Origin of the sequence: Cytobacillus sp. FSL R5-0569, from assembly GCF_038007265.1 — a bacterium.
Classification (GTDB): Bacteria; Bacillota; Bacilli; order Bacillales; family Cytobacillaceae; genus Cytobacillus; species Cytobacillus kochii.
On sequence record NZ_JBBOWW010000001.1, the window covers coordinates 359116 to 372004 of the forward strand.

The window sequence follows — 12889 nt, forward strand, 5'->3', positions numbered from 1 at the left end:
CACAGGCGAAATGGACTTACTGTTTGTAATATATATAAAAGGATAAGAAGGTGAAAATAGTGAACAGGTTTAATAAAAAAGGTTTTTGTTTGCCTGGAGGTTATCGGTATTGTGGCCCGGGTTGTAGCGGTCCAGGCAAGCCCATCAATTATGTGGATTCTTGTTGTCAGAAACATGATGCCTGCATTGATCGATATGGCCATTGTTATCAATGTGATCAAATGTTAATTGATTGTGTCAATCGAAAGAAGTATGCATCCAGGCATGAAGGAGCGACAGCTAGAGTAATTGATGCAGCTATGCGTTTTCGTATGCTTTGGGGATAATTTAGAAAGCTGGAGGTAAGGGAACGACTATCCCTGTCCTCTAGCCTTTTTGATATAAAGGGAATATTTAGTAGGAGAATAGCAAAACTTAGTCACAAGAATGGTTATTTTATAAAAGTAGGTGACAGAATGGTCAATCGAAGTAAAATGACATCTACAGAAATTGGTGCACTGTGGATTACTTATCAGAAGAAAACAATGATATTAAGGGTTTTAGAACATTTTATAGAAGTGTCCGAGGATAAAAAAGCGAAAAAGCTTATGCAAGGTTTATGGTCTGAGTTAGAGCCAAATGTCCACCGTATTGAACAGATATTTAATGATGAGGGTGCTGTTATACCTCAAGGCTTCACTAATGCCGATGTGAACTTGAAAGCTCCTAAAATTTTTGGAGAGGGATTTGATATTCTTTTGTGTATGGTGTTAAAGGAAATTAGCATGGGACTATACACCCTTCATATAGCAACGTCCTACCGAAATGATATTATTGATTTATATCGTGAGATGACAAATGTAACGCAGAAATATTATCAAAAGTTCTTAAATTATGCGGTTGACGAGGGGTATTACCCATTACCTAATTTGATTAATGTCCCTACAACGGTCGACTTCGTCTCAGATATAAATTATACAAAAGGTTATCGCCTGTTTGGTGACAAAAGAGATATTAATACGATTGAGTTTAGTTATTTAAACCAGTCTATTCAAACGAATACAGTTGGCATGATGCTTATGACAGGATTTGCTCAAACGGCAGTTCATACAGAAGTGAAGGACTATTTTATTAAAGGGAAAGAGCTCAGCAAGGATATTTTGGAGGGAACATATGACATCCTAATTAAGGATGATATTAGGGTGCCGACAATTCATGGGTTATCGCTTACTAAGTCTAACATTCCACCATTTTCTGATAAATTAATGATGTATCTAACCTTTTTGTTAAGTAATTTCGGTCTCGGTAGTCAAGGATTTGGTGCAGGCTTTAGCTTAAGAGATGACATCAACATCAAATTAGGTTTATTTGTAAAAGATATCATGTTGTTTATTAGAGAAAATATAAGAATTATGATCGATAATGGATGGTTAGAGGAGCCCCCAAGAATGAGTGTAAATAATTTGAGAGAATAAAAATTGATTGGAAAGTTTGTTTCGTAATGAAGCACTTTCCTTTTTTTTTTGAAATAAAGATTGCGATTATTCATATATTAGATTAACATCAAATTAGATGATTATCTAATTATATGAGGAGGGGACGAGAATGATCTCCATATTAAAAGAAGAGAAAGACTATGCGCGCTTATTCTTTGCGGGTGTTCTCAATGGAATAGGTGATCGATTTAGTCAAGTTGCGTTGTTAGCACTGTTATTGCAAGTAACAGGATCTGGCCTTGCTGTTGGTCTTGCTTTAGCGATAAGAGTCATTCCGTTTCTGTTATTTGGCCCATTAGGAGGATTGATGGCAGACCGTTTTTCACGGAGGAAAATATTAGTCTGCACAGATTTAGGACGTATCCTGTTTGCTTTGTCGTTTGTGTTTGTATATGATGTTTCATCTGTCTGGATCGTTTATTTGTCGAGTTTCTTCTTAGCAGCAGGTGAAGCCATTTATGCACCAACAAGAAAATCTGCCATTCCGTTGATGGTGAAGGAAAAAAATATGATAAAAGTTAATAGCCTTGAACAAGTAATGGTAGGAGTTGTTCTTATTGGAGGGTCGTTTTCAGGTGGAGTGGTCACTTCTTTATTCGGTGCTAATTTTACCTTTTTCGTAAATGGTGCTTCCTTTTTAATTGCTGCTGTTTTGTTAGCTAAATTGCGCGTTCTTGATAGAGAAAGAACTGAGGAATCAATGTCCAAAAATAAGAAGAAAGGTTCATTCTTCATCGTTAAAGATGTTATTTTTCATTCGAGTTTATTATTAATCATTTTTCTATCAGAACTGTTAATTCCTCTATTTAATGGCATTGATAATGTGTTATTAAGTGTGTATGCAGTTCAAGAATTTCATTTAGGAGATGTTGGTGTCGGCATATTCTATGGTTCATTAGGAATTGGTTTAATGCTAAGCTTTCCTGTAGCAGAGAAATTGCAAAATCATCTAATGAGAATCGCCTTAATTGCACTGATGTTCGAAGGATTTTGTATTATCTTATTAAGCCAGTCACAACAAGTTTGGATGGCCATTGTTTTTTTAATTACGGCCGCGTTTTTCTCTGGATTATGTAACACCTGCTTTGATACGATGCTAATGAGAGAGACACCTAAAGATAAGAGTGGACTTATATTTGGTCTATTTACAACGATTTCTAATACAATGATAGGTATCTCTATGTTTTTAGCTGGGCTTGCTACTGTATGGATGCCTAATCGCTTGCTTGGATTATTAGGTGGGACTGGGTTTGTTATTTCTAGTATTTTCTTATTTTCTTTGTATTATTTTTTAAAATACAAGAAACAGAAAAAAAGCCCTAGCAAAGCATCTTGTTAGGAATAGAGTGTGAAAAAGAGGTGTTTATTTTGAACTTTATTGAAGCGATCGTTCCGTTAGCAAAGAAAATAGCTAAACAATATCACATACTGCCTTCACTAGTGATTGCACAAGCTATGCATGAATCTAATCATGGGAAGAGCGAATTGGCAATAGAAGGTAATAATTTGTTCGGTATAAAGGGTGAGTATAACGGACAGTCGGTAAAGATGTTGACGAAAGAATTTATTGATGGGCAAATGGTTACAACGGCAGCGGCATTTAGAAAGTACCCTTCATGGGAGGAGTCAATTGAGGACTTAGCAAAGCTTTATAAGAATGGTGTATCTTGGGATCGAAACAAATACCTTGCTATTTTAGAAGAAAAAGATTACAAAAAAGCTGCTGAGCAGGTGCAGTTATCAGGTTATGCGACAGATCCTGATTATAGCAAAAAAATCATTCGTATCATTGAGACTTATCAATTACTACAATATGATACTAATCCTAAATATCATTTATCAAGGGACAAAAAAGGTTATGTAACGGTTGAAGATGCAAAGAAAGAGATACGAGAAAAGTCCCTGTACAAGGCAGGGAGTTATTATATTTTTAAAAAGGTAGGAGAAATATTTAATCTATCAAAAGTGGAAGGTATGCCAGGATCTTGGGTAAACCTAAATCAATTAGAGGAGGTAGAGTTTAGCTATACAGTCAAATCTGGCGATACGCTTTCAAAAATAGCAGCTGTGCACGATACAAGTGTCAGTAGCTTGCAAGAAATCAATCATATTCATAATCCTCACTTGATTACTGTCGGACAAATAATCAAGACAGGGGAAAAACATTACTATTACACCGTTCACCAAGGTGATACAGTCACAACTATCATAAAGAGATTTAAACTAACGGCGCAAAAGTTACAAGAATGGAACCATTTGAAAGATATCAATGTGATTACAGTTGGGCAAAAGTTACGAGTGAAATAATTGGAGGTGTAATCAAGTAATGGTAAGAGCAGTGATGTTTGATTTAGACGGAACCCTTCATAATCGAAAGGCAGCTATTTTGTCGTTTATTGAGAATCAGCAAGAGAGACTCTTTCCACATTTAGATAAGAAAATATATGCAGAAAGGTTCATTAATTTAGATCAAGGCGGCTATGTTTGGAAAGATAAAGTGTATCAACAGATGGTAGGAGAGTTTTCTTTAATAAACTTTTCTTGGCAAGAATTACTGCAGGATTATTTATCTCATTTTCCTTTACATGCCGAACTGTATCCTCAGGCAATTACATTGCTTAAAAGGTTGAAAAAGAAGGGCTTAAGGACGGCGATCATCTCGAACGGGTACAGTAAATTTCAGCGAGAAGTAATTAAGTCATTGCAGATAGAAGCATTGTTTGATGAAATTGTTATTTCAGAAGAGGTTGGTGTAAAGAAACCCCATCCTTATATCTTTGAACATACTCTTTCAAGACTTGGCGTATCTCCAGATGAGACAGTATATGTAGGTGACCATCTCAAAAATGATATAGTCGGTGCGGGTGGAGTGGGGATATATACAATATGGAAACAGCCTCGCCCTGCATTTACAACAAAAGGGGATGAGCATGTTTCTGATTTATCGGAAGTATTTGCAGCTATTATGAAAAAAGTAAATACTGAATTTTGTAAGGACCAAATCTTGTAGGATGGATGAGGTCTTTTTATTTTATTCATATTGGTATCGAATAACTTACATTTAGAGATCCTTACATGCGTTTTTCTTGTGAAGAGAAGGAGAATAGCGAAAAAAATTGAATGAGAGTAGTATCAAAATTTATTTTAAAAGAGGGGTACCTAGTGATATATCATCATAACGAAAATAAAATCGAAACGAACCAATTAATGCTTCGCTTGTTTAATGAGGCCGATGTACCAGAAGTTGTTAAACTATGTAACAATTATAATCTTTATAAAAGTACTTTAAATCTTCCCTATCCTTATTTAACTGAACATGCTCTTATTTGGATGGAAAATCATCTTAGTGATTTCAATCATAATAAGCGGTTTGAGTTGGCAATAACTGATAAAATCACTGGCAAGTTATACGGTGCAATTGCGCTCTCGCATCATCAAACGTTCAATCATGGAGAGCTTGCTTATTGGATTGGTGAGGAATATTGAGGGAATGGCTATGCTACAGAGGCTGCTAAAGCGTTAATTGAATTTGCCTTTAGCGCAAAAAATTACAATAAAGTGTTTGCACGCTCATTCGATTCGAACCCAGCTTCAATGAGGGTAATTGAAAAGACCGGTATGAAGAAAGAAGGCCTGTTGAAAAAACATGTAAAAAAAGATGGAAAATATATAGACCTCGTATGTTATGGCATTCTTAAACCAGAAGCTGATGTTTTGGGTTAAATAGGGACATGTATTAGTTACGAGTTCATATGAGAGTGAAGTTGAAACAGCTAGGGGCATAGGTGGGGAAGTACCTTGCTGTTGCTTTATTTAAAACTAATGGAGGACTCTCTAAGAGAGGGTAAGCTGTTTACTGTCATTTACAAAAAAATTGTCAGTTTGGCATAGATAGAAAAATTGGATAAAACACAAGAAGGAGTTCTCAAGAGAGAAACATAATATAAAAAGTAACCCGAAACGAGTTCGGGTCATTCTCATTTATTAGGTTATTTCTCTACAGATACAGAGATATGGTTAAAGGTATTGACATCAAAGAGCCCAAGGTCTGTTAGTTTTAGTGATGGAATAACAGGTAGCGCAAGGAAGCTTAATGTTAAGAATGGATTAAATGTATGGTTAGCTCCGATTTTATCCAATGCCTGATTGATTTCCACTAGCCTCTTATTCACTTTCTCATATGGTTCATGTGACATGAGACCCGCGATTGGCAAGTTTAATTGAGCAAGCACCTTTCCTTTATCGACAACTACAAGTCCACCTTGCATGTCGCGGATTGCATTGGCAGCGACAGCCATATCTTTATCAGTTGTACCCGCAAGAATTAAATTATGAGAATCATGGGCTACCGTTGTTGCGATGGCGCCAGATTGTAGTCCGAGCCCTTTTAAGACACCGAGTCCAATGTTGCCAGTATGATGATGACGCTCCATGACAGCAATTTTCAAATGATCTTTCTCGATAGAAGCGATGAAACGATCGCGTTCGTCTTTCTGAACGGTTTCAATAACATGGTCGGTTACTATGCTGTTCGGAATCACTTCAATAATATGGGCTTTTTCTCCGACAATGTCTAAGTGAAACGATTGTTCATTAATGACAGGAAGATGGACGGTATTAGTGAGATGGGAAAATTCCTTTTGCTCTAATTCTTTAGGGAAATCAGTTAATTCTCCTTCACTAAAAACACATTGTCCATTTTTATAAACAGATTGAATCTCAACTTGCTCAAGATCGTCTAATAAAACGAAATCAGCTTTATATCCTGGAGCGATGGCACCTTGTTCCTTAAGCCCGAAGCACTCAGCTGTATTGAGAGACCCCATTTGAATCGCTGTAATCGGATCAATCCCCTTCTTAATCGCTTTCCGAATCATATAGTCGATACTACCTTCGCTAATAATATCATCAAGATGGCGGTCATCTGTAACAAATAGAAATCTACGTGCATTTTTCTCATTAACAATTGGTAGGATTCGACATAATTCTTTTGCTGCTGTACCTTCGCGAATCATGACGTACATCCCTTTTTGCAATCGTTCTTTTGCTTCTTTTGCAGTAGTTGCTTCATGATCAGTTCGGATACCAGCTGTCATATACACATCTAGTTGTTTTCCTTTTAGCCCCGCCGCATGGCCATCCACTTTTTTTCCTCTTTCATGCGCTTCGTGAATTTTACTCAATAAGTCGTGATCGCCTTTCATCACACCGGGATAATTCATGACTTCGGCTAAACCAATCACCCTCTCATATTCATAAAAAGGAGATAAGTCGTTTGCTGTTAATGTAGCACCGGCATTTTCAAAAGGTGTGGCTGGCACACAAGATGGTAGCATGAAATAAGCATCAAATGGAATATCATCAGATGCGTGAAGCATAAACTCAATACCTCTATCACCAACGACATTAGCAATCTCATGAGGATCACAAATGACAGCAGTTATCCCATGCTGCAGGAGGATTTTTGAAAACTCGACAGGGGTTACCATGGAGGATTCAATATGTACATGTCCATCAATAAAAGAAGGAGCTAAAAAACGGTTATGAGCGTCAACTGTTTCTATTCCTTTATAGTCACCAATACCAACAATATATCCATCTGTGATGGCTACGTCTCCAGAAATAATTTCACTTGAAAACACATCAACAATTTGCGCATTTTTGATGACAAGGTCTGCAGGTGATTTACCTGAAGCTACTTCAATTCGTTTCTTCATCTTTTCCATTAAAGGTCCTCCTCCAAAAGTGGTTCCGTCAATTTCGATTTTTTGAACTTTATTGTACCATTAAGTAGTTGGTTCATTTATGACATTGTTATTGTTTCTTCCAATCATAAGTAAGAAGGCTTAAACTGTTTAGGTCATTATACTAGTGTTCTTAAACTAAGGAAAATAAAAGAGAATTTTGACTTCTCCCTAAAAATTATAATCAAGTGTGAAACCAAATAATGTAAATGTACTCTTATATAAGATATGATGTTAGTTGCTTTTTAATCAATAAAGGTGGTAGATACTACGATGATTAATTATGAAAAACAGTTAAAGGAAATGTTAGCAAAATGAGGAAATCATTCATTTATTAAGTTGTTTATCGGATTTGGACTTACCCTTTGATTATTATGTAGCTGCGGGATGTGTGGCAAATACCGTGTGGAATCAATTATCTGGCAACGCAATCGACTATGGTATATCAGATATTGACCTTGTCTACTATGACAAGGGAAACCAATTGAGCGAAAGGGAGTTTCAGGAAATATTAAGTAGTATGCTCAAGTCGTTTCCATATCAATTAGATATAAAGAATCAAACGAATGTCCATTTCTGGTATGAAGAAAAATTTGGTTTTGCGATTCCTGCTTATACAAGCATCAATGAGGCAATCGCGAGCTGGCCAACAACAGCTACTGCGGCAGGGGTGAAAATGGAGAAAAATGACAAGATGACTATGTATGCGCCTTATCATTTAGATGATCTGTTTAACATGAGGATAGTACCGAATAAAGTAATCGTCACGAAGGAGATATATGAGTATAAGGCAAGGAAATGGAAAGCGAAATGGCCCAATCTTGTTGTATATGATTGGTGAGGTCGGAGAGAGGGAACCTATCCGACCTCGATACCTTAATCAAATCTACGTTTCTTATATATTACGATGGTGAGTATGAATGAAACGGCTACCCACAAGAATAAAATGAACAAATTCATGAGGATTTCAGCTGCCCCCTTACCGTCACTTAAACCAAACCAAATCTGATTTAATTGTTCATTAGGCAACAACTCAATTATATTGATCAAGGTTGCATTTTCAACCATTGGTTTAAACATGGAGCTCATGCCGAATATAATTAATACAGGCATACCGATAATACTTGTCTCCATTACTGTCCGTGAAAGCAGTCCAAGAATCGTTCCTGTTGCAAGGTAAAAGACTAAGCCTAGTAAAGTGCTAAGAGAAAATAGTGGAAGGGATGGGACTGTGTATCCTGAGAAAATAATTGATCCGATAATAACAAGGATGGTCATCAGTCCAGACAATGCGCTTTTTCCAATCAATATTTCTAGTGTACTGGCAGGTGATAATAACAAGCCCCTCAAAGTATTTTTCTCTTTTTCTTCTGCAACCATCGCAGCTTGGATAAAAGCACCCGCAATAATTAGTGCGAGATTAATTGGATAAGTAGAAAGGACGTCTGTTGCTGCATTCATGCGACCTAACATCGCTGCAAAAACTAATGGGATGGCTAAAGTAAAAAGAATATATGAATTTCTCTGCAAATCTTTCCAATCTTTAATAAATATAGCGTTGACACGTTTTAATGAAAAGATCATGATAATTTCCTCCCCGTTAATTTTACAAATACATCTCCAAGTGTCGGCTCATCTGAATGAATGGTTACGATTTCTCCGTCTTTTATATAGTTATATATTTCTTTTGCACCTGCTTCGTCTTTTTGCACAACCACTTTACGATTGTTTCGCAATAATAGGGAGATGGATGAAGAACTTTGTTGTGTTTTAATATTCTCTGGTGTATCAATTAAGCTGATTTCACCATTATGTAAGAATGCCACTCGATCACAAATTGTCTCAGCTTCTTGCATATCATGAGTAGTTAAAAATATTGTTGTTCCTTCTTCGTTTAGCTTTTTAAGCCCTTGGTGGATATGCATCGTGTTTACAGGATCCAAGGCGGAAGTCGGCTCATCTAAAAAGAGTAAATCCGGTTTATGAAGCATGGCTCTTGCTAATGTCACTCGTTGCTTCATTCCTTTGGACAGTTTTTGCACGATTTTCTTACTTTCTTCTATTAAATTTACCGTTGTGAGCACTTCATTGATTCTTTTTTTATCTACTTCATATAAATCACAATATAATGCGAGATTATCGTATATACTAAGCCTTTCGTATAAGCCACTATTATCAGTTAATATACCAATTCTCTTCATATAAATGGGATCTTTTAGTTTCGCAATTGGTTCACCAAACACTTTCACTTCTCCGGCAGTTGCATGAAGTTGAGCGGTTAGGATTTTGATTGTTGTTGTTTTACCTGAACCACTCGGTCCTAAGAAACCAATTGTTTCCCCTTTTCTTACTTGAAAACTTACTTTCTTTAAAGCTAGTTGGTTTTGAAAAGACTTTTCAAGGTCTCTTACTTCAATGACATTTTCCATTTAATTGGCCCCTTTTCACGTTTTGCATTTCTTGTCTTCAATATTAACTGTGAAATGGGATGAATACAGTAATATCAAGGTGAAAAGCGTCTATATATAGATGAATGGAAGCAATTAAGCGGTGAATGGAGCAAGGAAAGTAGGTGAAAATAGGGTGTCATTCGTTGTTAAAGTCAAGATGAAACAACTTATATGCCCATAATCTCTTTCAACTCATTTAATTTTCCTTTTGATAATGGGATTGAACTCTTTTTCGCATCATCGAGAATAAGGCTATAACTATTTCTTGTCCAAGTAATGACTTCTCTCACCTTCTGCAAATTAACAATATATGAACGATGACAGCGAAAGAATCCAAATGGATGCAGTCTCTCAAATAATGTATTTAGCGTAAGAGCACAAGGGAAACTTTCACCATTTACATGTAAATGGGAAATGCCATCATTACTCTCAACATATACAATTTCAGTCGGATCAAAAAGGATGATTTTGTCCTCCACTTTTGCAGGTATTTTTTCAAGACGCAATGGATTGTTCATGTTCTGAATCTTTTCTGAAGAAGCTGGACCGATTTCTTCGCTAGGCAACATATCTTGTTGCGGCTGTGCTTCTTCATCTTCGATATCCTGGTGACTACTCTCTTCATCCATGATCTCGATTTTTTTTAGACCGTGCTCATTTAAACGATACACTGTATCCGTCATTGATAGTGCACTTTCGTAATTATTAGTAATGATAAGGGCGACTCTTCCTTGTTGTTTATGGTCTTCTAATACTTTCTGTAGTGTAATTTTACTTTCGATATCGATGTTTTGGTCGGGTTCTTCTAATATAAGCAAATCTGGTTGATGGAGGATTGCCCTTCCTAAGTGTAGCCTTTTCTTTTCAGAAAACGTAAGTCTGCTAATCTTTGTATTTACTTTGTCTATTAAATTTATTTTTTGTATTAAAGCTTCTATTTCTATATTGACTTCATGCAGGTTCTTATAAAAAGTTAAAAATTCTCTGGGAGTTAACCGGTCGTAGAGAGCGTCGTCTAGTAGAGATAGCCCAATTCTATTAGATAGACTTTTAAAATGCTTATTTAACTCTGTATCTTCAAATAATACATTTCCATTTGAAATACTGTTCTTTCCAATCATCATCATGATGAGATGTTTGCCAACTTCGTTATTGCATTGGAGTGCAACAATTTCATTTCTATATAAAGTTAAATCGAATTTAGGGAAGATAATTGTATTTCCGATTGTTTTTTCAAGTTGATTCATCTGCAATAGCTTCATGTCGACACCTCAGGGTAGATTAATATGGTTTACATTGACTATAAGATTTTCGTTTAAACAAAGGATAAATGATTGAAGAGGAAGAGGACGAATGTCGTAATTCTATGTAGTTAAATATACCTTAATTGGATTTTACAGGATTTTAAAGCTGATTAAAAGTGGAAATAATTAAAATGTTGAGGCTTTATATGAAGAAAAAAGAGGGACCCGAATGTCATGCAAGTAGGGTCCCTTTGTAGAACTTATTGCCGTTTCTTTTTCTGTTGTAGTAGTTTCTGGAATTCTTTTTCCAGCTCCTCTGTTGGCTCGATACTCAATCGTGAAAGGACTTCTGTTATTTTTGTTTCGATGAGTAAACGTTCTTCCTCATGATCATTCCTCTTCAACTCGGGCTCATAGGATTCGTAAGCTTCGTGATTGCCTCTGAATACTTCAATCTGTTTATTTTTAATAATCAATAACCTGTTTGCTACCTTATTAGTAAGACGGCGATCATGAGAGACGAAGAGAATAGTTCCCTTATATTGCATTAATAGTTCTTCTAATGCTTCTACAGCTTCAATATCGAGAAAATTTGTCGGCTCATCTAGCACTAATGTATTCACTTCACTCACAAGTATTTTGGCTAATGCGACTTTCACTCGTTCTCCGCCGCTAAGAAGTGAGACTTTTTTATATACATCTTCTCGAAAAAAGCGTAGTCTGGCTAGTATTGTACGAATAATCGTTTCTTCCTGAATAGAGGTTTCTTTAACATTTTCAATAATCGTTTTATCCTTGTGCAGAATATCTAAATTTTGACTAAAATAGCCAATTTTTAAAGATGGAGAGACAGTCAATTCTTGCCTCTGTAAAATTTTTTTAATCAAGGTTGTCTTTCCAGAGCCATTGGGACCAATAATCGCCCATTTTTCTCCTCCGCGAATTTGAAAGGAGGCGGGTTCAAAAAGCAGGTGATCAGCTATTTTTCCTTTAAGGTTTTCCGCTCTAATAATAATTCGGTTCTTCGTATTTTTTTCATTAGGTAAGGTCATTTGTAAGGACGGGAGGTCCTTAATTTTTTCAACCTTTTCAAGCTTTTCCAATCTTGTTTCAATTGATTTAGCCGTTTGTTGCAGCTTTTTTTGTTTTTTAGCAAAGTAAGGCTTTGATCCTGTGATCCGTGCTTCAGAAGAACTTAGATTTTTTGGCTTTTTAGTTGCTCTCTCTGCCTTCTTAGCCTTCAAGGTGAGGGCATTTTCTAATTGTGCTTTTTTCTGTTCATACTGTTCGTAAGCTTGCTGCTTCTCTGCTAATGCTAATTCTTTCTGCTGTTTATATTGCGAGTAATTACCAGAATATATCTTTACTTTCTCCTCATCAATTTCCCAAATTTTTGTACACACACGGTCAAGAAAAGTTCTGTCATGCGAGACAAGAATGAGTGCACCTTGCCAATGCTTAAGAATCTTTTCTAACCATTCAATATGGGAGGTGTCCAGATGGGTCGTTGGTTCATCTGCAAGTAATATTTCCGGGTTTTTAGCTAGTGCTTCTTTAATATATTGTTGCGTTGTTTCTCCACCACTTTTGTATTGATCATCATGTTTTAATTGTGGTAATAACTCCATTGTGCCATTGCGGATGATTTGTCCCTCTTCGGCAGCTATTTTTCCTACAAGTGTATCTAAAATTGTCGTCTTTCCTGTCCCGTTCCGGCCAACTAAACCAATACGATCGTTTTGTTGTACAGTTATTCTTTCTGCAGTAGCTAATAGTCGGTCACCTATAGTAATTTTCAAATCAGTGGCTTCTAATAATAGCATATTGATCATCTCCTCTCGTTTTGGGAGACAAATTCTCGAAAAAAATGCCTCCTATTTCTTCAGAATAGGAGGCATAAAGGTACACTAAAAAAGTTGGGAGAATTCCAACGGGTAACCTTATGAAGTGCAATCCTATTCTGAAAACATCGTTTG

11 protein-coding genes and 1 pseudogene are annotated in these 12889 nt (G+C 36.3%); 7 read left to right on the plus strand and 5 right to left on the minus strand.

From position 1 onward, the window contains the following. Positions 1 to 59: 59 nt before the first annotated feature. The 6 genes and pseudogenes from MKX78_RS01935 to MKX78_RS01960 all read left to right on the plus strand — a co-directional run bounded on the left by MKX78_RS01935 (position 60) and on the right by MKX78_RS01960 (position 5198). A complete protein-coding gene (locus tag MKX78_RS01935; RefSeq protein WP_095370909.1) occupies positions 60 to 326 on the plus strand; it encodes a Parvovirus coat protein VP1-like protein in 267 nt (88 codons plus the stop codon). A 129-nt stretch (positions 327 to 455) separates the two neighbouring features. Then, a complete protein-coding gene (locus MKX78_RS01940; protein WP_095370908.1) occupies positions 456 to 1454 on the plus strand; it encodes a DUF3231 family protein in 999 nt (332 codons plus the stop codon). 130 nt (positions 1455 to 1584) lie between these two features. Further along, the gene (locus MKX78_RS01945) at positions 1585 to 2814 is read left to right on the plus strand and encodes an MFS transporter (RefSeq protein WP_307315572.1); all 1230 of its coding nucleotides are present in this window, start codon (positions 1585 to 1587) and stop codon (positions 2812 to 2814) included. 29 nt (positions 2815 to 2843) lie between these two features. Continuing rightward, positions 2844 to 3782 (plus strand): glucosaminidase domain-containing protein, encoded by a 939-nt coding sequence (locus tag MKX78_RS01950; protein ID WP_307315571.1) that lies wholly within the window; start codon positions 2844 to 2846, stop codon positions 3780 to 3782. Positions 3783 to 3801: 19 nt separating this feature from the next. Then, entirely contained in the window at positions 3802 to 4485 is a 684-nt protein-coding gene (locus MKX78_RS01955; RefSeq protein ID WP_307315569.1) for an HAD family hydrolase, read from the plus strand. A gap of 197 nt (positions 4486 to 4682) precedes the next feature. Then, a pseudogene (locus MKX78_RS01960) lies at positions 4683 to 5198 on the plus strand (GNAT family N-acetyltransferase). A gap of 266 nt (positions 5199 to 5464) precedes the next feature. On the opposite strand, the gene ade reads toward MKX78_RS01960, so the two are convergent. Next, positions 5465 to 7234 (minus strand): adenine deaminase, encoded by a 1770-nt coding sequence (ade, locus tag MKX78_RS01965; RefSeq protein WP_307315849.1) that lies wholly within the window; start codon positions 7232 to 7234, stop codon positions 5465 to 5467. Between the two features lie 337 nt (positions 7235 to 7571). Between ade and MKX78_RS01970 the strand changes: the two genes are divergently transcribed. Next, a complete protein-coding gene (locus tag MKX78_RS01970; RefSeq protein WP_307315566.1) occupies positions 7572 to 8060 on the plus strand; it encodes a nucleotidyltransferase family protein in 489 nt (162 codons plus the stop codon). Between the two features lie 35 nt (positions 8061 to 8095). Here the strand turns inward: MKX78_RS01970 and MKX78_RS01975 are convergent, their stop codons facing one another. From MKX78_RS01975 to MKX78_RS01990, 4 genes are all read right to left on the minus strand, one after another. Beyond that, positions 8096 to 8803 carry an ABC transporter permease gene (locus tag MKX78_RS01975; protein WP_307315563.1) on the minus strand — a complete coding sequence of 236 codons (708 nt, stop codon included), beginning with the start codon at positions 8801 to 8803 and terminating at the stop codon, positions 8096 to 8098. Beyond that, on the minus strand, positions 8800 to 9648 hold the full coding sequence (locus MKX78_RS01980) for an ABC transporter ATP-binding protein (RefSeq protein WP_095370900.1): 849 nt from the start codon (positions 9646 to 9648) through the stop codon (positions 8800 to 8802). Before MKX78_RS01980 ends, MKX78_RS01975 begins: the two co-directional genes overlap by 4 nt. Before the next feature lie 188 nt (positions 9649 to 9836). Next, positions 9837 to 10931: a LytTR family transcriptional regulator DNA-binding domain-containing protein gene (locus MKX78_RS01985; RefSeq protein WP_095370899.1), complete on the minus strand. Its 1095-nt coding sequence runs from the start codon at positions 10929 to 10931 to the stop codon at positions 9837 to 9839. Between the two features lie 242 nt (positions 10932 to 11173). Next, a complete protein-coding gene (locus MKX78_RS01990; RefSeq protein WP_307315559.1) occupies positions 11174 to 12736 on the minus strand; it encodes a Vga family ABC-F type ribosomal protection protein in 1563 nt (520 codons plus the stop codon). Positions 12737 to 12889 lie beyond the last annotated feature (153 nt).